Below are 24,014 nucleotides of genomic sequence, written 5' to 3' on the forward strand. Positions count from 1 at the left end.
AGTCTGGACCGTGTCTCAGTTCCAGTGTGGCTGATCATCCTCTCAGACCAGCTAGGGATCGTCGCCTTGGTGAGCCATTACCTCACCAACTAGCTAATCCCACCTAGGCATATCTTGACGCGAGAGGCCCGAAGGTCCCCCTCTTTGGCCCGTAGGCATTATGCGGTATTAGCCATCGTTTCCAATGGTTATCCCCCACATCAAGGCAATTTCCTAGGCATTACTCACCCGTCCGCCGCTCGACGCCCATTAACGCACCCGAAGGATTGTTAGTGTCGTTTCCGCTCGACTTGCATGTGTTAGGCCTGCCGCCAGCGTTCAATCTGAGCCATGATCAAACTCTTCAATTTAAGATTTTGTGACTCAACGAATACTGACTTCAAAACTATTCTTTATAAATAAAGAGTGTAATTTTAAAGCTATTACCATTCCAACAGAATGGTAATGAATTGACTGTGCCAAAATTAAGTAAACTTAACTTTGTATTGGTCACTCAGTTCATTGAAATCAATTTTGTTACCGAAGTAACTGTCATTACCTAAGTAATAACGTTTTGATATTCATCAACGAGTGCCCACACAGATTGATAGGTTTAAATTGTTAAAGAGCTTCACTTGTTGAGCGTTCCTTTCAAGTAAGGAGCCTCTCGAAGTGGACGGCCATTCTAGCGTTTTAATTCTCAGTGTCAAACACTTATTGGGAATTAATTTCTACTTTTTAAAAGTAGGAGCGATTAAACGCTTTAAGCTAGTTGCCTTACCAACATTCTGCGCTGAAGCCTTGTGGCGTCTGCCGTGTCAGTGAGGCGGCATTATAGAGATGCAGCTCTTATTGGCAAGCATTAAATGCGTTTTTTATTGAAAAAAGAGATTAAGCGAAGACATTTCAACCAAGGGCTTATTTATACCACTTTTAACCCAAGTTTCGAACAAATTACCCACAACACCCTGTGGATAACTACTCGCCATTATCAAAAAAGTAAGATAAACGAGCCCTAGGGTTTAGATATTCTCTAACTTGTTCCGGTAACTTACTTGGATGAACTGCATTGACAATTTTTATCTCTTTACTAAAGAGGTCAATGATCGGGGCTTGGGTTCTTGGCACGCTAGGATCATAGATCAGTACATTCGGGTAAAGCATGTGTTTAGCATTAACTGAAATCACTATTCCAATTGATTCATTTGAAAGCTGCACGACAGTGCCCGGTGGGTACACTCCCATAAACTTGACTAACAGACTCAAGTTATCCTGACTATATAGGTGTTTGCAGTTCTTATATAAATGAGAGAGTGCTAAGTAAGGGATCTTCTGCTGGGATTGCGCTTTACTGTGGCAAAGGTTATCAAATGCATTTGCTACCGCGACTATTTTTGCAAACTCATCTATACCATCTTCAGTTAAGCCTTCTGGATAACCCGAACCGTCATTCATTTCGTGATGCTGACCAATAACTCTCTTCGCACTGTCAGGAAAACCCTCAATAGCCGTGACTATATCTACCCCATACTTAGTATGAAGTTTGAGATAATTCGCCTCTGGCACAGTCAAAGCTGCCTGCTTCCTTAGTATCGCTACGGGTATCTTTATTTTACCTATATCGTGAAACAACGCGGCAAATGAAAGGTCTTTCAACTGTTGCGTATTGTAGCCTTTTGCTTTACCAATCATTAACGCAACAACAGAGACATTTAATGTATGGAAGTAAATGTCTTCAAAGTCAGCTTTTGCATTCATGAGATGCAAGGTTACGTTATCGTCACTCACTAGCGTTTCAACAATATCATCAACAAGAGCTTTAACCTCCCCTACCGCATCTAATGGGCGATTACGGATTTTGGTCATCACAGAACGCATTCGGGCAAGCGAACGTTCGAACTCTTTCTCGCAATGACTCACCCTACGACGGTAAGAGCTTAGAGTTTCGATACGCTCATGCTTATCTTTCCACATTCTTTCGGCTTCAAGACTTACTTGTAAATCAGTATCAAGGTCTTGTTCGCTCACATGATTAGCGGGTAAAGGTGATGTATCGCTTTGGTTCGGATTTATATAGACGTGCTTAATCCCAAGATGTCGAATTACTTGTACTTGAGCGTCATCTTTGATTTTAAAGCTGTTAAGTAGAAATGGGTGTTCATTCCATTTTACTGGGAGTCGTACATGTAGACCGGGCTGAATGCGATCTACGGTAATCTTTATGCTGCCCATTTTTATATATAATATTGATCAATAATCTCTATTTATAATTCTAATAAAACCGAGCAGCAATTTCACTATCCAATTTCACAGGTTCAACTTAAAGAATCACAGTGCACCATCCAACGTATGCCGAACTTATCTTCCACTTTGCCAAACCGAGCTCCCCAAAACGTATCCGCTAAAGGTGTCATTATTCGCCCACCTTGCTTCAGGTTTTCAAAGATTTGCTCTTGAGTCGCGGTATCCTCAGTAACAAGGGAGAGAGCGAGGTTGTTACCTTCGAGCTCTTTCGCTTTAACACCATCAGACATCATCAGTTTCATACCAAACGCTTCAAACTCAGCATGCATAATCCAATCAGGTTGAGCTCCCTCTATTACTTGTGGCGCATCACTAAAAAGTTGTTTCGATAAAACTACACCGCCAAAACATTTATGATAAAAATCCAACGCTTCGTTACAACGGCCATCAAAAAACAAGTAAGGGGTTACTGTCAGCATATATCTCTCCTCTATTATTCCTTTAAACATAGACAATAGATGAGAGAATGGTAGGTAACATCATGATTTAAGATGATTAATTTATTAAGGAATCGAATTGCGAAGGGAAACGGTGTGGTTTAGGAATGAAACAACAAGATCTGACTGATTAAAAAAGCGTTCCTGCCGTTAAAACAAAGGTAAGCTTTTCTATTCTCCAGATACAACAAAGCCCCGACCATTTCTGATCAGAGCTTTATCTAAATATGGTACCGGTAGGCCGGCTTGACTGGGCTTGCATCCAAGCCGACACGCTGGATTTTAAATTCACAAACGCCTAAAACGACGAAAGGTCGCTATAAAAGCGACCTTTCTATGCTTGGTACCGGTAGGCGGAATGATTGGACAGGCATTCCTGCCGCCGCCGAGAAGGCAACGCTCCCTATACCCCAGATACAACAAAGCCCCGACAGAAGTCGAGGCTTTGTTGTATAGAATATGGTACCGGTAGGCGGACTTGAACCGCCACGCCCGAAGGCAACGGATTTTGAATCCGTCGTGTATACCAATTTCACCATACCGGCATTATCTTGGGGCGTTGCCCTTTCGATGTTTGGCATTATACGTATGCGAACTGATGTGGCAAGTATAAAAACTTGAATTCATGTGTGTTTGCCGATAATTTCGCCACTAAGTCATAAGCTGTGCGTCATGTCTCTTTTCACGCCAGGCCTTAGACTATATTCTGACGCCTAAATTTTTGAAGAAGTAATAACACCATGACATCAACAAACACAATGCCACCAGCAGGAGTAATGCGCCGATTTGGTGCCTTGTTCTATGACGCCCTTATCGTAATCGCTATTGAGATGCTGGCGGCTGGCGTCATTGTCGCTCTGCTGCATGCGCTCATGGCACTTGGCGTTTTTAACCATAGCGGTTATGCCGATGTTAGTGACTTCTTGAGCAACCACCCGATTTGGAGCCCTGCATATACCTTTTACTTAGTCGTAGTTTGGGTGTACTTCTTTGTGTTCTTTTGGACAAAAGCAGGTCAAACGCTAGGCATGCGAGCTTGGAAACTGCGCATTCAAAACAAAGATGGCTCCGCTATTACTGTAACCCAAGCTCTGATTCGCTTAGGTACTTCAGGATTTGGATTAGCAAACTTATGTGTTCCATTCGATCCTCAGAAGCGTGGCTTTCACGACATCTGGGCGAAGACCGAAGTAGTAGTGCTACCACAAGCACGTTAGCGCGATTAAACTTGCTACAGTCAAGATCAAAAAAGGAAGGCATTATGCCTTCCTTTTTTCTATTTACAGTTTCCGCCTCAAGAGCATTATGGCGATTCCGAGGAAAACCACGCTAGGGGCTAGCGCACCAAAGGCCGGTGGTATTTGATAAACCAAACTGACCGGACCAAAGAACTCACTGGATATATAGAAGGTAAAACCTGCAATAACCCCCGAAAGAATCCTTGCTCCCATAGTCACACTTCGTAATGGGCCAAAGATAAACGACAATGCCATCAACATCATGACCGCTATCGAAATCGGCTGAGTTATCTTCCTCCATAAAGCGAGTTCATAGCGTGATGCATCTTGCTCCGAGGCTTTAAGGTAGGAAACATAATCGTACAACCCACTTAAAGACAGCTCTTCTGGTTTAACCGTTACGATCGCAAGCTTATCCGGAGCGAGTGATGTTTCCCAAGTATAAGTTGGTAAGCTTTCTTTGGTAATCTGAAGCTCATTTTCGAAAGACGTGATCTCTACATCGTTCATAGTCCAAACGTTGTTTCCAACATAATCGACTTCTTTTGAGTATATAGCTGTTTTCAGAGCCTTGTTCTCATCAAAGCGCCACATATTCATACCATATAACTTCTCATCGTCTATTTTGACAATGAAGATAAAGTCATTGGCATCACGCGCCCAAACCCCACTTTGGGTAGAGATAATATTACCACCAGCAATCGATATAGTTCTTAAGTCACGAGCCATCTTCTGTGCTTGGGGCGCTCCCCACTGACCAAGAAGAGTCACCACTATCATTAGTGGAATAGCGGTTTTGAGTACCGATAGGCCAATATCTAATTTAGAGAAACCCGCCGCCTGCATTACCACCAGTTCGGAACTCGCAGCAAGCATACCCAGTCCAATCAACGCACCAAGTAATGCAGCCATTGGAAAGAACATTTCGATATCACGAGGGACACTCAATAAAACGAAATACAGTGCTTGTAGTAGATCATAGGTACCACGACCAACTTTTCTCAGCTGCTCTACATACTTGATAATTCCAGAAAGACCAACAAACGTCACCAATACCAGTGACGTCGTTGAGATGATGGTTCTGCCTATATATAAATCGAGAATCTTAAACACGGCTTAAGCTAACCTTTTATTCTTGAATTTTTCTTTTAAACGCCTTACTGGCACGCTATCCATAAAGTTTGCACCAATTGCGACAAATAACAATAACGCATTAATTGGCCACATGCCGACTACCGCTGGGATACTCCCTTCTTCAATCGAAGATTTGGTTGCACTGATTGCTAAGAAATAGGTTAGGTAAATAAGGATTGCTGGACCAATTTTAGCGAAACGACCCTGTCGAGGGTTTACCGCAGACAGTGGCACTACAAGCATGGTCAACAATGGGATACAAAGCACCAAAGAAATTCGCCACTGCAATTCCGCTTTCGCACTGTTTTCTGGGTGACCAATCAGTTCGAATGTAGGAATAGCTTCCCAATCTCGACCTTTTTTCTTGACTTCACGCTGTCCGATTAAACCTTCGTACTCTTCAAAGTGCGTCACCATATAATCAAGACGAGTTGGCACACCTTCATGACGAGTACCGTCATACATCACAATCACTTGGCGACCATCACTGAGCTCTTTTATGTCTCCCGACTTGGAGAACATCACACTAGGCAATACCGAATCACGTGGACGCATTTGAGCAACGAACACATTTTCCAACTTATTGCCGTTAATATCATCGATAAACACGACAGAAGAACCATCCGGTGTGCCTTCAAACTTACCTTTTGGCAGCAAATCAACACTGTTTTCTGCAGCCATCTCTTCATACATTTGTTCAACTTTATCTTGCGACCAAGGAGACAACCAAAATGAGTTGAAGGCAGCAACAGATGCAGTAATTAAAGCCAAATAAAGCGCAGATTGGATAAGGAATTTATTACCAATACCCGTTGCGTTCATTACGACTATTTCACTTTCAGCGTAAAGACGGCCAAAAGTAAGCAAAATACCAATATAGATACTGAGTGGAAGCATCAATAAACCCATCGCTGGCATATTTAGACCAACAATCGACAATATGAGGCTCGCAGGAATATCACCATCAGAGGCGTCCGCTAAAACACTGATGAATTTTTGGCTGAGAAACACGAGAAAGAGAACAAAAAAGATCGCAAATTGGCTCTTGATTGTCTCGCGGATCAAATATCTAACAATAATCACGCTCAAATTACCTATACAAAACTTGTTTTTTTGATTGAATCACTATAATTTCCCGTTGAACCTTTTATTTTTTTAAATTTTTAGCTAAGTGTTAGCGTTCTTCTTTAAGGTTAGTTCCATTATAGGATCCAACAAGTAAGAACCCATTATCTAACATTTAGTTCGATTTGTCTTCAGGATGTAGGAGTACGCATGGAGTTCAGTGTAAAAAGTGGCAGCCCAGAGAAACAGCGCAGCGCATGTATCGTTGTCGGTGTATTCGAACCGCGCCGCCTTTCTCCAGTAGCCGAGCAATTAGATAAGATTAGCGATGGCTACATTAGTTCACTGCTTCGTCGCGGTGATCTAGAGGGTAAACCTGGCCAGATGCTGCTACTGCATCAAGTACCTGGTGTACTTTCAGAACGTGTTCTACTGGTAGGCTGTGGTAAAGAACGTGAGCTAGGCGAGCGTCAATACAAAGAAATTATCCAAAAAACCATCAGCACACTAAACGAAACAGGTTCTATGGAAGCAGTATGTTTCCTTACAGAACTTCACGTTAAAGGTCGCGACACTTACTGGAAAGTTCGTCAAGCGGTAGAAGCGACTAAAGATGGTCTTTACACATTCGACCAATTTAAGAGCAACAAACCAGAGACTCGTCGTCCATTGCGTAAATTGGTATTCAACGTACCAACTCGTCGCGAGCTAAGCCTTGGCGAAAAAGCGATTTCTCATGGTCTTGCTATTGCTTCAGGTGTGAAAGCATCTAAAGATCTTGGCAACATGCCACCAAACATCGCAAACCCTGCTTACCTAGCTTCTCAAGCTCGTCGTTTAGCTGACGATTATGAGACAGTAAAGACTAAGATCATCGGTGAAGAAGAGATGGAAAAGCTGGGTATGACTTCATACTTAGCTGTAGGCCGTGGCTCTAAGAACGAATCTATGATGTCTATCATGGAATACAAAGGCGCTGCTGACCCAAATGCAAAACCTATCGTTCTAGTCGGTAAAGGTCTTACTTTCGATTCAGGCGGTATCTCGCTTAAGCCTGGTGAAGGCATGGATGAGATGAAGTACGACATGTGTGGTGCTGCATCTGTATTCGGCACAATGAAAGCACTGGCGAAACTTAACTTGCCAATCAACGTTGTAGGTATCCTTGCGGGCTGTGAAAACATGCCTGGTAGCAATGCTTACCGCCCAGGTGACATTCTAACAACCATGTCAGGCCAAACCGTTGAAGTATTAAATACTGATGCAGAAGGTCGCTTGGTTCTATGTGATGCCCTAACTTACGTTGAGCGCTTTGAACCAGATTGTGTTGTCGATGTTGCTACGCTAACTGGTGCATGTGTTATCGCTCTAGGTCACCACATCAGTGGCGTTCTATCTAACCACAACCCACTGTCTCATGAACTTGTTAATGCTTCAGAGCAAGCAAGTGACCGCGCATGGCGTCTACCTATGGCAGACGAGTACCATGAGCAGCTGAACAGTCCGTTTGCTGATATGGCAAACATCGGTGGCCGCCCTGGCGGTACTATCACCGCAGGTTGTTTCCTGTCTAAATTCACTAAGAAGTACCACTGGGCTCACATCGACAGTGCAGGTACTGCGTGGAAGTCAGGTGCAGCGAAAGGCTCGACAGGTCGTCCTGTCTCAATGCTAGTCCAATTCTTATTGAACCGCAGCGGCCAAGAGACTGAAGAGCAATCTTCAAAATAATGAAAAGGGCCTACGGGCCCTTTTTTAATAAGCGCTATTTGTTAGACCCTGTTAACCAAGTAATATTGATATCCACGATTTTCAGTTCAAGTTTTGAGTGTTAAGTATGCAGACTGCCACGTTTTACATTGTGCCTTCAGACAGCCCGCAAGCCAGCGAAGATGGTTTTGCTCGCTATGTGTTGTTTCTTGCTCAGCACTTTGCTAAACAAGGCGCTAAACTTTATCTCAACTGCAATGACAAAGAACATGCCGAACGTATCGCTGAGGTTTTCTGGCAGGTCGAACCCAATGAATTTATTGCACATAACTTAGTTGGCGAAGGCCCAAAGTATTCAACCAACATCGAAATTGGCTATCAAGGCGTAAAACATAATTGGAATCGCCAACTGGTAATAAATCTGGCCGATAATAATACAACCTTTGCGAACGCCTTTGCTCAGGTGATAGACTTCGTTCCTTGCGAAGAAAAAGCTAAGCAACTCGCTCGAGAAAGGTATAAAATTTACCGTCAGGCTGGATATCAGCTACAAACTATCGAGATTCAACATCCATAGTCAAACCTCATAGTTAAAGCTATCTTTGGATTTAGATTCAAGAAGCTTCACTTATGAAGTTTGACCACGATTAACCATTCACAGTATCCGTTATAAGAGCACTATGGAAAAGACATACAACCCAACATCAATCGAACAAGCTCTGTATAAGACTTGGGAAGAGAAAGGCTACTTTAAGCCACACGGTGACACATCAAAAGAAGCTTACAGCATCATGATCCCGCCACCGAACGTCACTGGCAGCCTGCACATGGGTCACGCGTTCCAAGATACGATCATGGATACGCTTATTCGTGCTCAACGTATGAAAGGCAAAAATACTCTTTGGCAAGTGGGTACTGACCACGCTGGTATCGCCACTCAAATGGTTGTTGAGCGTAAGATCGCCGCTGAAGAAGGCAAAACAAAACACGACTACGGCCGTGAAGCTTTCATCGACAAGATCTGGGAATGGAAAGCCGAATCAGGTGGCACGATCACTCAGCAACTTCGTCGTCTTGGCGCATCTGTAGACTGGGATCGTGAACGATTCACTATGGATGACGGCCTATCGGCTGCGACTCAAGAAGTGTTTGTTCGTCTATACGAAGAAGACCTAATCTACCGTGGTAAGCGTCTAGTAAACTGGGATCCTAAACTGCACACTGCAATTTCTGATCTTGAAGTTGAAAATAAAGACAAAAAAGGTTTCATGTGGCACTTCCGCTACCCATTAGCGAACGGTGTTAAAACGGCTGATGGCAAAGACTACATCGTCGTTGCGACTACACGTCCTGAAACCATGCTTGGCGATACAGGTGTTGCGGTTAACCCAGAAGATCCACGTTACAAAGATCTTATCGGTAAAGAAATCCTGCTTCCTATCGTAAACCGTCTTATCCCTATTGTAGGCGATGAGCACGCGGATATGGATAAAGGCACAGGTTGTGTAAAAATCACTCCAGCCCATGATTTCAACGATTACGAAGTGGGCAAGCGCCATAGCCTACCAATGATCAACATCCTAACGTTCAACGGTGATATCCGAGATGCGGCTGAAATCTTCACAACTAACGGTGAAGAAAGCGATGTGTACTCAACAGAGCTTCCAGCTAAATACCAAGGTATGGAGCGCTTTGCTGCTCGTCGTGCAACGGTTGCTGAATTTGATGAACTCGGTCTTCTTGAAGAGATCAAAGATCACGATCTAACCGTTCCTTACGGTGACCGTGGTGGTGTGGTTATCGAACCAATGCTGACTGACCAATGGTACGTGCGCACCGCTCCTCTTGCTGCGCCTGCTGTTAAAGCCGTTGAAGATGGTGAGATCCAGTTCGTTCCTAAGCAATACGAAAACATGTACTTCGCTTGGATGCGTGACGTACAAGATTGGTGTATCTCTCGTCAACTTTGGTGGGGCCACCGTATCCCAGCATGGTACGACAACGATGGTAAAGTTTACGTAGGCCGCACTGAAGAAGAAGTTCGCGAAAAGAACAACCTTTCTCCAGTGATTGTTCTTAAGCAAGACAACGATGTACTTGATACATGGTTCTCATCTGCACTTTGGACGTTCGGCACACAAGGCTGGCCTGAAGATACAGATGCACTGAAAACATTCCACCCATCCGAAGTACTAGTATCTGGTTTTGATATTATCTTCTTCTGGGTTGCTCGTATGATCATGATGACTATGCACTTCGTGAAAGACGAAGATGGCAAGGCTCAAGTACCTTTCAAAACAGTTTATATGACGGGTCTTATCCGTGATGAAAACGGCGACAAGATGTCTAAGTCGAAAGGTAACGTACTTGATCCAATCGATATGATTGACGGCATTGGCCTTGAAGAGCTGGTCGAGAAGCGTTGTGGCAACATGATGCAACCTAAACTGGCTGCTAAGATCGAAAAAGCTACGCGTAAAACTTTCGAAGATGGTATCGAACCATACGGTACTGATGCGTTACGTTTCACTCTTGCTGCTATGGCTTCAACTGGCCGTGACATCAACTGGGACATGAAGCGTCTTGAAGGTTACCGTAACTTCTGTAACAAGCTATGGAACGCAAGCCGTTACGTACTGATGAACACAGAAGAGTACGATTGTGGCATGTCACTGTCTGCTGAAGACCGTGCAAACATGGAATTCTCTCTAGCTGATAAGTGGATTGAATCTCAGTTTGAAGTTGCAGCGAAAGAGTTTAACGCTCACCTAGACAACTACCGTCTAGACATGGCGGCAAACACGCTTTACGAATTCATCTGGAACCAATTCTGTGACTGGTACCTAGAGCTAACTAAACCTGTTCTTTGGAAGGGTACTGAAGCTCAACAACAAGCGACTCGTTACACGTTGATCACGGTTCTTGAGAAGACATTACGTCTTGCTCACCCAGTTCTTCCTTACATCACTGAATCTATCTGGCAGAGCGTCAAGCCGCTAGTAGACGGTGTTGAAGGCGAGACAATCATGACTCAAGCACTTCCTCAGTTTAATGAAGCTAACTTCAATGCTGAGATCGTTGACGACATCGAATGGGTTAAGACTTTCATCACTGCTATTCGTAACCTACGTGCAGAATACGACATTGCACCAAGCCAAGGCTTAGAAGTAATGATCAAAGTAGCCGATGAAAAAGACGCTGCTCGTATCGAAGCAAACAAGATTGTTCTAAACTCTCTAGCAAAACTTGATGTACTTAAAGTGCTTGCAGACGGTGAAGCAACGCCAGCGTGCGCAACGAAACTCGTCGGCAAATCCGAGCTAATGGTGCCAATGGCTGGCATTATCGACAAAGATGCTGAACTTGCTCGTCTAAACAAAGAAAGCGCAAAGACTCAAGGTGAGATTAAACGTATCGAAGGTAAGCTAGGTAACGAAGGTTTTGTTGCTAAAGCACCAGAGGCGGTTATCGCGAAAGAGCGTGAAAAGCTTGAAGGCTACCAAGAAACTCTTGTTAAGCTTGAAGAGCAAAAAGCGACAATCGCTGCTTTGTAATTCATGCTGTAGTCTTTAGAAAATAAAAAGGGCAGATGAGTATCTGCCCTTTTTGCTATCTGTAATTCTTTACGCATCGTCTGAGTAAAGTACTCAATTGTATATACCTTAACGAGGTACTAATGTGCAGCTCTTAATGACTCAATTCGTTCACCTAATTCAGGGTGAGAGCTGAGCCATGTGGGTAGTTCAGCATGTCCATCAGAACTCTTTCCAAGCAATTCAAACATCTCAATCATCGCTTGATTAGAACCATGTAGCTTCATCATGGCATCAGAAGCAAAAACATCCGCTTCACGCTCTGCTTCTTGAGATTGTCCGTTATTAGCAACAAATACTCCTAACCCCGCGAGATTGTCGATCACACCAGAACTTTCACCCGTCAATAGCGCCACTGTCATCGAGAGCAAACTCGATCGAACTAATACTCTCATGACATGCTGATGCTGAATATGCCCTAATTCATGCAATAGAATGCTGTCTAACTGCCTATCCGTTTTAGTTAAGCGAACGAGGTCATCCAAAACAATAACTGTCCCACCACTGAGCGCAAAAGCATTCGCTCCGAGTTTTGAAGAACGAAACTCGAGCTGCACTCCATCATAAATCTCTATATCTTTCAGATGGGAGTCAAAGCGCTGGCGAATGCGAGCTTGTTCCTCAATAGGAATAGTCGAGTTATCAAAAAGCTGTTCATCCAAAGATTTTAGAACTTGTCTTTCAACGAGTTGAGGCACCGAATCAGGCAAATAAGTGACTATTTTATGAGTTAACCACGGAACCCCATGAGTGAACATAGAAATAGTAAGTAACATAAGAACAATACTACTAACTAAGATAGCCGTGATGTTCTTCTCTAATTTACCTAAGAAATTATGTTTACCTCTGTCTCTCAAATAGGTGTCCAATTCATCACTTGCCTCCGTGATAAATTGCCATCCATCGGGGAATTTGAGCTTTGTTGGAGCGGATCCAACACCTCGCATAATTTCAACACGTTCAAAATATGCAGAAACAATAGAACCATCCCCATCCACACTCAGGAGTAGTTTATCAGGGTGAGAGATATCTAAAATGGCCTCGCAGCGTTCAGAACTACGAGGCGGGTGTGCAACACCAGAGATCATTTAGCCAATACCAAGATCAACATTAAACGCTTGAGCTATCTCATCAGAAATAGCCGATTTCACATCAGACGGTTGGTCGTTTGCTATTAATAAATCTAAGTCGCCTTGAACATACGAATTCTCCGACAAGTAGTTCATCGTTCTTACCATCACCCATGGTCTAGCTAACCCGAGGGTAATCACTTGAAGCAGAAAGTTAGTTAATACTAAAAGCATGTAGCTTTTTATCGTTAATGTCGAAGCAAAATTTAACGTTGAATCGGCCTCATTTTCTTTTCCTTCAAGCACTAATTCAGAGAACGTGTAATTTCTAATTTTTACTTGAATGTAAGCAGCAATCGCAATACTCATAACAATGAAAACAAAGTAGTAAGCAACCATCATTGAAGTCAAACTTCCGTTGTTAGCGATTTCGGATAACGACTCAGGGTTGCTGATCATGTTGAAGCCAACGGCACTGAATAAAGCCAAAACGGCAACAATAGAGGCAACCAGCCATGCAATCATACTGATGAAGTATACTTTGAAATAAAAGCCATCTTGGTAATCAGCTTTAAACTGACGATCGCCATAGCGATAACCATTAGAAAAATAATTGGCGATACCGGCAAGTAGCCAGGATTGTAAATAAACATAAGAAGGTATGGATATTAAAATGGCGATGCCACCAGCAATCATGTTCATTTGCATAGTAAATATTATTGCCATGATTGCCGTAAATACGCCGACACCCACAACAAGACCGCGCCCAAGAATTGCCCAGTAGGCTCCGGAAACAGTACCATGGAAAGAGAAGTGAACATTGCGAAAGCTTGTCATTGCAGAATCAAAACGAGCATTGCTGCGAGATAACAATGGTAACAATGCAAAAAAAACCAGTAATAAAACCAATGCCACCTGAGGGGCAAACTGATTACTGACTCCCCAAGCGACTACACAAATCAACGCAATGATTCGCCCTTTCAATATTTGCATAGGCTTACCATGATATTCAAAGCTATCACTACCAATAAATGTATTCCCATAAAAGTAACGTTTATTTCGAACTTTCGCCCAAGCCGAGTAAATACCCAATGTGATGACGGATAAAAGAATATTAACGATCCAAATACCAAAATATTCGTTACCCTTTCCCTTAAAATTCACCCTAGTTTCTAACTGTTTTGTTTCCATTTCTCTATTCCATTTGACGTTTTAAAAACAACCATGTACATCTACGTGCACATCAACAGTGTAAAAATATAGAAACACATCATTCTGATCAATTGATAATTAATATAAAAAGAGAGCAAACTATCAACACTAACCCTTTGATCTCTAATTTATTCCCCCTACTTACAATATTCCTGTTGACATGGTTGCGGCGCGCAATTAAATTATAGTTGTACATCGCAACCATATTGAGAGGCAACATGACTTCAGCACAACTTAGAGAATTATCACGTCAACTCGTTCGACAACTTGGAATGCTAGACAAAGATTGTGGTGATATTGCCCTACCTCCGATTCAAGCTCATACACTTATCGAACTAGAGCAGCAGCCATTAACCGTGAATCAATTAGCGGATAAGCTCAATATTGATAAATCCAACGCCAGTAGAGCAGTCAACAATCTCGCGAAGAACTCGTTAATTCAAACCTCCCCACACCCCAACGATAAGCGCAGTGTTGTTGCTTCAGTAACAGAACAAGGGATAAACACTCTTGCCCAACTTCACAGTCAGCAGAATCAGTTTTATGACTCGGTACTTGAGCGTTTAACGGAGGCGGAAACTCAACAAGTTTCGGGGGGAATCGAGCACTACCTTAAAGCACTGCAACAAAGCCACGCTTCAATCGATGTAGTAGTTCGCCCTCTACAGCAGCAGGACAACACCGTAGTGGCCAATGTGATTCGCCAAGTCTCTTATGAAAACGGGCTAACCGAAGATAAAGGTTATGGTGTGGCTGACCCCACCTTAGAAGACATGTTCAGCGTTTATAACAATGAAAGATCTCGGTATTGGGTAATTGAACTTGATGGAAAGGTTGTCGGTGGTGGTGGGTTTGCACCATTAGCAGCGATGCCAGAGGTCTGTGAACTGCAAAAGATGTACTTCTTGCCAGAAACAAGAGGCAAAGGCTTAGCGAAGAGGTTGGTTAATATGTCGATGGAGAAAGCTAAGGAACTGGGTTATCAACATATGTATCTAGAAACGACCGAATGCCTTAATGCCGCCATTAAACTTTACGAAAAATTGGGCTTTGAACACCTTGATTCAGCTTGGGGAGAAACAGGCCATGACGCTTGTGAGGTTGTCATGGCCAAAACGCTATAATGTGTTTTGAAATAGGGTTAGCGTCGGCAGTTCATCAGATGACAAGCAAGTGAGCGAATTGATTCCTTACGTAACGGGCTAATTAAATAACCGCTAACTACGCAAAAAATTACTGACGCAAGAAGCTGGATTCAAGGCGACAAAAGAGCTCTCTTCCTGGCCATCAAGTACCACTTCTAACGAGTATAAATGTTTAGGGTTAGGATTCTCAATATCAAAAATTATCGGCGCCTCAACCTGAAAAACAACACCCGTATGTTCTGCTCGCACATCTATCGGCATCACTAATGTCATACCATTAAACTTGATTGATGCCGATATTAGCCCTGGCTTTAGCGTTTGATAGATAACATCCACTTTGAACTCACAACCACCACCGTAATGCCAGATCTGCTCTGTCACAACTTGCTCAAGCTTGACGTGACGAACGAACTGCAGATATGGCGCTTGCCAGATTCCGATACGAGAATCCGATTTAGCGACAGCCGATGAAGAGACTGACTCATCCATATCCTCTTCAAGCAATAAGCTCTCCTCTTCTTCAAGGAAAAGAATCTCAAAACGGTTGCGACCAGACTGCATGTAAGGTCCAATATCTTTACGATATTCGACTTGGCTACCATCACAATCAAACACAGCCACACCATTGAGTCGAACTTCCGCAAAGTAATCAACACCTGCCATTACTAACTCAACAAACGGGCACGCCAACATCGCATCATCCACTTCGATGTCATGCATCAGGTGCCACTCTTGCTCTGCGATTTCACTTTCACTCAAGCTATCAGGAAGCTTTGAACTTAACGGAGCCGGAAAAGTAATGTCATCTTGTGGAATAGAGAGGTCCGTCAGTGGCGATATTTGCCAAAGACCATCGAGAGGTAATCGCATAGCATTCCTTGAGCTAGATCAATTTTGACCGCATTATAATGAATGAATGCATATAAAGACATTTATTTTTCTGAGGATAAAAAAATGCCAGCTCAAGGCTGGCATTCTTTAAAACTGGGAAGAAATTACTCTTCGTCTTCCTCATCTTCGTCTGGGTAGATAGCATCTTCACCTTCGTAGTAAGTGCCCCAACCGTCGTAGATAATGTCAAACTTCTCTGCAAGATTTACAAGCTTCTCAACTTGCTCATCAATCGCTTCTGCATTCAGAGTACACTGCATCGTTGCATCACAACAAAGTAGCTTGTTGCCATCTTCGTCTTCTGTCTCTTCAGCTTCAAGCACTTCAAAGCCCATTTTGAATGCTTCAACAACGGCTTTCTCAAGTACTGCGAAATCTTCAGCAAAAAGGTGATGCTCGATATCGTATAGAGCTTCAGGATCGCTACCATCTTCGATTAGTGCTTCAATGATGTCGCGAGTCTCTCCTTTTTGAAATTCAATTAATTCCGCTACTGATAGATATTCATCTTCGTGAGACATGTGTCTGCTCCAGAGTGTTGACTATGAAAAGATCAAATTTGATTGCCACGAAATATGGCATGGATCGCCTAGAAAAGCCACCTAGATCAGGTATAGAAGAGTAAGTTTATCGCTAGATAACAGAGGGGATATCAATTAAAAAGTGAAATCAAAATCACAGAAACAAATTTTCAACATATTATTAACTAACGTGTGTTTTAGCATTTCATTTTTATTGTTACTTTTCGCCTTACTTCTCTAAAACTGAGTGGTTAGTCATATCAAATGCATACTGACGATCACTTCATTGGTGCATAAGATCTCATTTTAGAATGGATAATTGCATAAATTTTGAATGAAAAATCATGTTCACCAAGCAAAATGGATTATCGAGTTACTGAAATTTGAGCATAGAACTGCAAAAAGTTTGTTCTAGCATTGAGTCTTTCAATTGGATTTTAATATCACTAATTTTTAATTAATCAGCATTAAAAACCAACAATTGAGAAATAACACAACCTTTACACAATTTTCAAAACTTGCATATTACGAACAAGCTTGTCATAAATAGACGCTGGATTAATAGTAAGGATGCAAAATGAGTAAGCTGTACGTTGGCTCTGAAGTCGGTCAATTAAGACGAGTTCTCCTAAATCGACCTGAAAGGGCACTCACCCACCTCACCCCTTCTAACTGTCATGAGTTACTCTTTGATGATGTACTTGCAGTAGAAGCCGCAGGTGAAGAACACGATGCCTTTGCGACGACACTTCGTAACCAAGACGTTGAAGTGTTATTACTGCATGACCTACTGGTTGAGACACTCGCTGTAGCTCAAGCTCGTGAGTGGCTACTGACGACTCAAATCTCAGACTTCCGTTACGGCCCTACATTCGCACGTGATTTAAGAGAATACCTTGCTCAAATGGACAACGAGCACTTAGCCACGATCCTACTGGGTGGCTTAGCCTACTCTGAACTTCCTATTAAATCTTCTTCAATGCTACCGAAGATGCACCGCCCACTTGATTTCGTTATTGAGCCACTACCCAACCATCTATTTACCCGCGATACTTCTTGTTGGGTTTATGGAGGTGTCTCTCTTAACCCAATGATGATGCCTGCTCGTCAACGAGAAACGAATCACTTGCGAGCAATTTACCGCTGGCACCCTGTATTCGCAGGCCAAGATTTCATTAAGCACTTCGGTGATGAAGATCTTCACTATGACAATGCGAATATTGAAGGTGGAGATGTTCTGGTTATCGGTAAAGGTGCCGTGCTTATCGGTATTTCAGAGCGTACTAAGCCACAAGGTGTTGAAAACCTAGCCGCTAGTTTATTCAAATCCGGTCAAGCAACCGAAGTGATTGCGATTGATTTACCAAAGCACCGCTCTTGTATGCATCTTGATACAGTAATGACGCACATGGATATCGACACATTCTCAGTCTATCCAGAGATCGTTCGTAAAGACCTAGATACTTGGCGCTTAACGCCGAAAGAAAATGGCGAAATGCGAGTAGAGAAAGCTGAAAACTACCTAACAGCGATTGAAGGCGCACTGGACCTCGATCAACTGAAGATCATCACAACCGGTGGTGATAACTACGAAGCTGAACGTGAACAGTGGAATGACGCTAACAACGTACTGACGGTGAAACCGGGTACGGTTATCGGTTATGAGCGTAATGTTTACACCAATGAGAAATACGACAAAGCAGGTATCGAAGTTCTGACGATTCCGGGCAATGAGCTAGGTCGTGGCCGAGGTGGCGCTCGCTGTATGAGTTGTCCTATCGAAAGAGACGGTATCTAAGCCACAAAACTCGATAAAGCGAACACGCTAACTTATCTAGGCCAGTACCATTGTACTGGCCTTTTTTATCAAATTAATAAAATAAATATTCACAAATATAGCATTTTTATGTTTAACTGAGTTCTTCATTGATTCTATATACGCAAGGAGCGAGAGATGGCCTTTAATCTTCGCAATCGTAACTTTCTAAAACTTCTCGACTTTACTCCTAAAGAGATTCAGTTTTTACTCGACCTATCTGCCGACCTTAAAAAAGCTAAGTATGCAGGTACAGAGCAGAAAAAGCTTAACGGTAAAAACATCGCTTTGATCTTTGAAAAAGCATCCACTCGAACTCGATGTGCCTTTGAGGTAGCTGCTTTTGATCAAGGGGCTCAAGTCTCTTATTTAGGCCCTTCTGGTTCTCAGATTGGTCAGAAAGAATCAATGAAAGATACGGCGCGTGTATTAGGTCGCATGTACGATGGCATTGAATACCGAGGGTTTGGCCAAAGCATTGTCGAAGACTTAGGCGCTTATGCCGGTGTACCGGTTTGGAATGGCTTAACCGATGAGTTCCACCCTACTCAGATCTTGGCTGATTTCCTCACTATGCTTGAGCATGGTCGCGGTAAACATCTGCATCAAATCAGTTTTGCTTACCTAGGCGATGCACGTAACAACATGGGTAATTCTCTGCTAGTAGGTGCAGCAAAAATGGGCATGGATATTCGCCTTGTCGCGCCTAAAGCGTTCTGGCCAGAAGAGCACCTTGTCGAAGAGTGCCAAGCTATTGCACAAACTACAGGTGCAAAAATCACACTAACAGAAGACGTTGCCGAAGGCGTGAAAGGCTGTGATTTCCTTTACACCGATGTTTGGGTTTCTATGGGTGAAGCGCCAGAAGCTTGGGACGAACGTGTGGCTGTAATGACACCTTACCAAGTGAATATGGATGTCATTAAGCTCACAGGTAACCCTCAAGTGAAATTCATGCATTGCCTGCCCGCTTTCCACAACAATGAAACCGTGATCGGCCAGCAAGTTGCAGACAAATATGGAATGAACGGCTTAGAAGTCACTGACGAAGTCTTTGAATCGGATTACTCAATTGTATTTGATGAAGCAGAGAATCGCATGCACACCATCAAAGCGGTAATGGTTGCAACACTGGGCCAATAACGAATATTGAAAGTAAACAAAAGCTTGATGTAATCGCTTGCGCTCACAAATTGAAAGCGTATAATTCTCGGCAATTTGTCTGAGAGTAGTGAAAATGACGCCAAGCAATGTTGTGATAAAACATAATGATATTGTGAAAACACATAATAAAATTGTGAAAACACCAAATATTGCTCGCAAGCTATCATGCTTGCCAGGCCGTCTATTCTGCTTTTCAGCATTTTTTTAAAGCCTCCCATTATGGGGGGCTTTTTTATGGCCAATACATTATTGTGGGGAAGAAGATCATGGCGAATTCGCTCTATCAAAAGCACATCATCTCAATTCCAGAGCTTTCTCGTGAAGAGCTAGAATTAATTGTTCAAACGGCAGGTCAGCTAAAGGCTGAACCAAACCCAGAACTCATCAAGAACAAAGTTGTTGCCAGCTGCTTCTTCGAACCTTCAACGCGAACTCGTCTCTCTTTTGAAACGGCTATTCAACGCATCGGTGGTGATGTGATTGGTTTCGACAGTGGTGGTAACACTTCACTGGCGAAGAAAGGCGAAACGCTAGCGGACTCGGTACAGGTTATCTCTTCATACGTTGATGCTTACGTAATGCGTCATCCTCAAGAAGGTGCTGCGCGTCTGGCTTCTGAGTTTTCTAACGGTGTACCGGTTATTAACGCAGGTGACGGCGCAAACCAACACCCAACACAAACGTTATTAGACCTCTTCTCTATCGCCGAAACTCAAGGCCGCCTCGACAACCTTAACGTTGCATTCGTTGGTGACCTTAAGTACGGCCGTACGGTTCACTCGTTGACTCAAGCACTCGCGAAGTTCGACAACATCTGTTTCTACTTCGTTGCTCCAGAAGCACTGGCGATGCCAGACTACATTTGCGAAGAACTTGATGAGGCGGGTATCAAGTATCAACTGCTGACAGACATGGAAGATGTCATCCCAGAGCTTGATGTCTTGTACATGACTCGAGTTCAAAAAGAGCGCTTCGATGAATCGGAATACGCGCACATCAAATCAGCGTACATCCTGACGGCTCCAATGCTGGAAAATGCACGTGATAACCTAAAGGTTCTTCACCCTCTTCCTCGTGTTGATGAAATTACTGTCGATGTCGATAAAACACCTTACGCTTACTACTTCCAGCAAGCAGAGAATGGTGTTTACGCACGTGAAGCACTGCTAGCCCTTGTTCTTAACGAAACGCTGTAGAGGAGAGATATCATGTCTAAAGAGACTCAATTAAAAGTTGAAGCAATCAAGAACGGAACGGTTATCGACCATATCCCAGCCAACATCGGGATCAAGGTACTCAAACTGTTCGACATGCATAACTCAAATCAGCGAGTAACGATTGGCCTAAACCTTCCATCTTCTGCTCTAGGCGGTAAAGACTTACTCAAAATAGAGAATGTTTTTATCACGGAAGAACAGGCGAGCAAGTTAGCACTTTACGCACCTCACGCGACGGTAAACCAAATCGAAGATTACGAAGTGGTTAAGAAGCTACCACTAGAACTTCCTGAGCAAATCAACGATGTGTTTGAGTGTCCAAACACCAACTGTATTACTCACAATGAGCCCGTAGAAAGCAGCTTTAAGATCTTTGAAAAGAAAGAAGATATTCGATTGAAGTGTAAGTACTGCGAAAAAGTATTCTCTCGTGAGATCGTGACAGAAAGATAACGTCATACGGCAACGCCGATCGAACGCAAAAACTATTCAATACCTCGCCTATGCGGGGTATTTTGCTCTTTACCTATCCTGAGTTTGAAGGCACACTAAAAATTGCTTTTTATCCAATAACTGACGGAATAACCAATGACTAAAGTACTTCACACAGAATCTGCTCCAGCTGCAATCGGCCCATACGTACAAGGTGTTGACCTTGGCAATATGGTTCTGACTTCTGGTCAAATCCCAGTAAACCCAGCAACTGGTGAAGTATCTGCTGATATCGCAGAGCAAGCTCGCCAATCTCTAGACAACGTTCAAGCGGTTGTTGAAGCTTCTGGCCTGACTGTAAAAGACATCGTAAAACTAACGGTATTCGTTAAAGACCTAAACGACTTCGGCACAGTAAACGAAGTTTACGGTAAGTTCTTTGATGAGCACGGTGTTGCAAACTACCCTGCACGTTCATGTGTTGAAGTAGCTCGTCTACCAAAAGATGTAGGTATCGAGATCGAAGCTATTGCGGTTCGCAAATAGGTTTTTACCTATAGAATAAACGGTTTCTAGTAAACAAGTTGGCATAACGCTGAACGTTTATCAGATACAAAAAAGGTTGCCCAATTGGCAACCTTTTTTATTGTTCATCGTTTCACTTAGATGATTACTTCTTATTAAGCTCAACCACTTCTTTGTCTAACTCTTCAAGCTTAGCAGCCATCTGCTCACGGGCTAAGTTAGCCAGTTGACGAACATTAGACTTATCGTAATCTTCAGTGCTGATTGGTGGTAGCATTTCCACAATCACATGACCATTGTTCCAACGGTTCAGCTTCACGCCACCAGTTGAGCTACACACGATAGGGATAATAGGTAAGCCAGCGCCAATTGCAGCATGGAAAGCACCCGTTTTGAATGGCAACAAACCACGACCACGAGAACGAGTCCCCTCAGGGAACATCCATACTGAAACATCACTATCTTTAAGGCTAGTAACCACTTGGTCAATCGTACCTACCGCTTTGCTGCGGTTAGCTCGGTCGATTAGAATATTACCCGTCAGCCAATACAGCTGACCAAAAAGAGGCATCCACGCTAAGCTCTTCTTACCAACAGTCACAACCTTAGGCGTTACCGCTGATGAAATCGTGAATAGATCCCAGCTATTTTGGTGGTTTGCAACGTAAACATGTTGGCCACGAGAGTAAGCATCTTCCGGGATACGAAGCTCTAACTTCATGCCAAAGATTTTCGACATGCGACCGAAATAACGACCAAAGGTAAATACGTGTTTCGGGTTGCGTGGGCTTAGTAAACAGTAACCACACCCAAATACAAACATAAGAATCGCAAATATCGCCACTGCGAAAATACGTAATATTGCTATCATTTTGTTCCTCACAACCGCCAAGTTGATTCATCTATTTGCACAAAATAGGCAACAGATTCACTGGCGGTAAATACAACTATAAAAAAGCCGAAACCAAGGTTCCGACTTTTATGTTTTCATCTGACTGATTCATGAATCCACTAACCTAAGTTAGTTCGACTCGCTAAATCGTGTAATGTTTGCGCCTAAAGCTGAAAGTTTATCTTCAATCTTATCGTAGCCACGATCGATGTGATAAATACGGTCAACAATGGTTTCACCTTGAGCAATACAGCCTGCAATAACAAGACTCGCAGATGCGCGAAGATCCGTTGCCATTACTTGAGCGCCGCTTAACTTCTCAGTTTCACCACAGATAGCCGTGTTGCCTTCGATTTCCGCTTTTGCACCCATTCGCTGTAACTCAGGAATGTGCATAAAGCGGTTTTCAAAGATAGTCTCAGTGATAACACCACTGCCCTTCGCCATCATGTTGAGCAGAGTAAACTGTGCTTGCATGTCGGTTGGGAAACCTGGGTGAGGTGCTGTTACGATTTTCACCGCTTTCAGCTCACGATCTGTCATATCAAGGCTGATCCAGTCTTCGCCCGTTTCAACCTTCGCACCCGCTTCTTCAAGCTTCGCTAATGCAGCTTCAAGAAGATGAGCGTTGGTGTTGCGACAAACCACTTTACCGCCAGAAACAGCAGCAGCAACAAGGAACGTACCCGTTTCGATACGGTCAGCAACCACAGAGTGATGACCACCACCAAGACGTTCAACGCCTTCAATAGTAATCGTATCTGTACCTGCGCCAGAAATCTTAGCACCTAGTTTGTTTAGGAAGTCAGCCGTATCAACAATCTCAGGCTCACGCGCTGAGTTATCTAATACAGTTGTACCTTCCGCTAGCGTTGCTGCACACATGATAGTAATGGTGGCACCCACACTTACTTTATCCATCACGATGTGCGCGCCTTTCAAACGGCCGTCAACACTTGCTTTTACATAACCATCTTCCAACTTAATGGTCGCACCTAGTTGCTCTAGGCCATGGATATGTAAATCAACAGGTCGAGCGCCAATTGCACAACCACCAGGAAGTGACACTTGGCCTTCACCAAAACGAGCGACTAGAGGACCTAAAGCCCAAATAGAAGCACGCATTGTTTTTACTAAATCGTAAGGCGCACAAAATTCATTAATTTCGCTGCCATCAACATGAACACTACCGTTACGTGATACTTTTGCGCCTAAACGCTTAAGCAATTCCATCGTAGTATCGATGTCACGTAGATGAGGAACATTACTCACTTCAACCGGCTCTTCAGCAAGGATTGATGCGAATAAAATAGGTAGCGCTGCATTTTTTGCGCCTGAGATCGTCACTTCACCGCTTAACGGCTTATCCGATCCAATAACTCGAAACTTTTCCATCATAAACCTTAAAGTGACATCAGTTTCTTATCACGTTCCCACTCTTCTGGCGTGAAAGCCTTAATAGAAAGAGCATGGATGTCATTGCGTTGAATGTATTCCATTAGTGGGCCGTAGATTAGTTGCTGCTTCTTAACTCGATTCATGCCGTCAAAACATGCATCAACCGCAACAACTTCGTAATGACTGCCTTCACCCTTCACGAAAATCTCCTGAAGGTTCAGTGCCGCTGCTAATAATTCTTGTACTTTTGTGCTGTCCACAAATAGCTCCT

At 43.2% G+C, this 24,014-nt stretch carries 21 protein-coding genes, 1 tRNA gene and 1 rRNA gene; 10 read left to right on the plus strand and 13 right to left on the minus strand.

Annotated features, from left to right (window positions below; translation table 11 throughout):
- The 4 genes from L3V33_RS21945 to L3V33_RS21960 form a co-directional block, all read right to left on the minus strand.
- Positions 1–350, minus strand: a 16S ribosomal RNA gene (locus L3V33_RS21945); the annotation flags it as partial.
- A 607-nt stretch (positions 351–957) separates the two neighbouring features.
- Positions 958–2,211 (minus strand): HD-GYP domain-containing protein, encoded by a 1,254-nt coding sequence (locus L3V33_RS21950; protein ID WP_054548294.1) that lies wholly within the window; start codon positions 2,209–2,211, stop codon positions 958–960.
- 83 nt (positions 2,212–2,294) lie between these two features.
- Positions 2,295–2,702: a VOC family protein gene (locus L3V33_RS21955; protein ID WP_004735357.1), complete on the minus strand. Its 408-nt coding sequence runs from the start codon at positions 2,700–2,702 to the stop codon at positions 2,295–2,297.
- 478 nt (positions 2,703–3,180) lie between these two features.
- Positions 3,181–3,265 (minus strand) — tRNA-Leu (locus tag L3V33_RS21960).
- Positions 3,266–3,460: 195 nt separating this feature from the next.
- Between L3V33_RS21960 and L3V33_RS21965 the strand changes: the two genes are divergently transcribed.
- Entirely contained in the window at positions 3,461–3,937 is a 477-nt protein-coding gene (locus L3V33_RS21965; RefSeq protein WP_054548293.1) for an RDD family protein, read from the plus strand.
- A 63-nt stretch (positions 3,938–4,000) separates the two neighbouring features.
- Here the strand turns inward: L3V33_RS21965 and lptG are convergent, their stop codons facing one another.
- Positions 4,001–5,071: an LPS export ABC transporter permease LptG gene (gene lptG / locus L3V33_RS21970; RefSeq protein ID WP_171330778.1), complete on the minus strand. Its 1,071-nt coding sequence runs from the start codon at positions 5,069–5,071 to the stop codon at positions 4,001–4,003.
- 3 nt (positions 5,072–5,074) lie between these two features.
- Positions 5,075–6,175, minus strand: coding sequence for an LPS export ABC transporter permease LptF (gene lptF / locus L3V33_RS21975; RefSeq protein WP_171312971.1), 1,101 nt, complete (start codon positions 6,173–6,175; stop codon positions 5,075–5,077).
- A 192-nt stretch (positions 6,176–6,367) separates the two neighbouring features.
- On the opposite strand from lptF, the gene pepA reads away from it, so the two are divergent.
- From pepA to L3V33_RS21990, 3 genes are all read left to right on the plus strand, one after another.
- Entirely contained in the window at positions 6,368–7,888 is a 1,521-nt protein-coding gene (gene pepA / locus L3V33_RS21980; RefSeq protein WP_004735335.1) for a leucyl aminopeptidase, read from the plus strand.
- A 106-nt stretch (positions 7,889–7,994) separates the two neighbouring features.
- On the plus strand, positions 7,995–8,444 hold the full coding sequence (locus L3V33_RS21985) for a DNA polymerase III subunit chi (RefSeq protein WP_054548291.1): 450 nt from the start codon (positions 7,995–7,997) through the stop codon (positions 8,442–8,444).
- A gap of 103 nt (positions 8,445–8,547) precedes the next feature.
- Positions 8,548–11,421 (plus strand): valine--tRNA ligase, encoded by a 2,874-nt coding sequence (locus tag L3V33_RS21990; RefSeq protein ID WP_237291196.1) that lies wholly within the window; start codon positions 8,548–8,550, stop codon positions 11,419–11,421.
- A 119-nt stretch (positions 11,422–11,540) separates the two neighbouring features.
- Here the strand turns inward: L3V33_RS21990 and L3V33_RS21995 are convergent, their stop codons facing one another.
- Positions 11,541–12,548 carry a M48 family metallopeptidase gene (locus L3V33_RS21995; RefSeq protein WP_237291197.1) on the minus strand — a complete coding sequence of 336 codons (1,008 nt, stop codon included), beginning with the start codon at positions 12,546–12,548 and terminating at the stop codon, positions 11,541–11,543.
- Positions 12,549–13,721, minus strand: a complete 1,173-nt coding sequence (locus L3V33_RS22000) for a YjgN family protein (RefSeq protein WP_135458598.1) — start codon at positions 13,719–13,721, stop codon at positions 12,549–12,551.
- Positions 13,722–13,960: 239 nt separating this feature from the next.
- On the opposite strand from L3V33_RS22000, the gene L3V33_RS22005 reads away from it, so the two are divergent.
- Positions 13,961–14,866 (plus strand): bifunctional helix-turn-helix transcriptional regulator/GNAT family N-acetyltransferase, encoded by a 906-nt coding sequence (locus L3V33_RS22005; protein WP_237291198.1) that lies wholly within the window; start codon positions 13,961–13,963, stop codon positions 14,864–14,866.
- 93 nt (positions 14,867–14,959) lie between these two features.
- Here the strand turns inward: L3V33_RS22005 and L3V33_RS22010 are convergent, their stop codons facing one another.
- Both L3V33_RS22010 and rraB read right to left on the minus strand, forming a co-directional pair.
- Entirely contained in the window at positions 14,960–15,757 is a 798-nt protein-coding gene (locus L3V33_RS22010) for a hypothetical protein (protein WP_237291199.1), read from the minus strand.
- A gap of 125 nt (positions 15,758–15,882) precedes the next feature.
- Entirely contained in the window at positions 15,883–16,299 is a 417-nt protein-coding gene (rraB, locus tag L3V33_RS22015; RefSeq protein ID WP_237291200.1) for a ribonuclease E inhibitor RraB, read from the minus strand.
- A 577-nt stretch (positions 16,300–16,876) separates the two neighbouring features.
- Between rraB and arcA the strand changes: the two genes are divergently transcribed.
- The 5 genes from arcA (at position 16,877) to L3V33_RS22040 (ending at position 21,474) form a co-directional block, all read left to right on the plus strand.
- On the plus strand, positions 16,877–18,097 hold the full coding sequence (gene arcA / locus L3V33_RS22020) for an arginine deiminase (protein WP_017110564.1): 1,221 nt from the start codon (positions 16,877–16,879) through the stop codon (positions 18,095–18,097).
- Between the two features lie 156 nt (positions 18,098–18,253).
- Positions 18,254–19,258: an ornithine carbamoyltransferase gene (locus L3V33_RS22025; RefSeq protein ID WP_054548287.1), complete on the plus strand. Its 1,005-nt coding sequence runs from the start codon at positions 18,254–18,256 to the stop codon at positions 19,256–19,258.
- A gap of 287 nt (positions 19,259–19,545) precedes the next feature.
- The gene (gene pyrB, locus L3V33_RS22030; protein ID WP_004735321.1) at positions 19,546–20,475 is read left to right on the plus strand and encodes an aspartate carbamoyltransferase; all 930 of its coding nucleotides are present in this window, start codon (positions 19,546–19,548) and stop codon (positions 20,473–20,475) included.
- Positions 20,476–20,487: 12 nt separating this feature from the next.
- Positions 20,488–20,949, plus strand: coding sequence for an aspartate carbamoyltransferase regulatory subunit (gene pyrI, locus L3V33_RS22035; RefSeq protein WP_004735320.1), 462 nt, complete (start codon positions 20,488–20,490; stop codon positions 20,947–20,949).
- A gap of 135 nt (positions 20,950–21,084) precedes the next feature.
- Positions 21,085–21,474 carry a RidA family protein gene (locus L3V33_RS22040; protein ID WP_004735319.1) on the plus strand — a complete coding sequence of 130 codons (390 nt, stop codon included), beginning with the start codon at positions 21,085–21,087 and terminating at the stop codon, positions 21,472–21,474.
- A gap of 124 nt (positions 21,475–21,598) precedes the next feature.
- Here L3V33_RS22040 and L3V33_RS22045 read toward each other — a convergent pair whose 3' ends face one another.
- The 3 genes from L3V33_RS22045 to ibaG all read right to left on the minus strand — a co-directional run bounded on the left by L3V33_RS22045 (position 21,599) and on the right by ibaG (position 24,003).
- A complete protein-coding gene (locus L3V33_RS22045; RefSeq protein ID WP_171330768.1) occupies positions 21,599–22,324 on the minus strand; it encodes a 1-acylglycerol-3-phosphate O-acyltransferase in 726 nt (241 codons plus the stop codon).
- 150 nt (positions 22,325–22,474) lie between these two features.
- Positions 22,475–23,740 (minus strand): UDP-N-acetylglucosamine 1-carboxyvinyltransferase, encoded by a 1,266-nt coding sequence (gene murA, locus L3V33_RS22050; protein WP_004735317.1) that lies wholly within the window; start codon positions 23,738–23,740, stop codon positions 22,475–22,477.
- 8 nt (positions 23,741–23,748) lie between these two features.
- Entirely contained in the window at positions 23,749–24,003 is a 255-nt protein-coding gene (ibaG, locus tag L3V33_RS22055) for a BolA family iron metabolism protein IbaG (RefSeq protein ID WP_004735316.1), read from the minus strand.
- Between the last annotated feature and the right edge of the window lie 11 nt (positions 24,004–24,014).

Source organism: Vibrio sp. A2-1, assembly GCF_021728355.1.
Classification (GTDB): domain Bacteria; phylum Pseudomonadota; class Gammaproteobacteria; order Enterobacterales; family Vibrionaceae; genus Vibrio; species Vibrio splendidus_K.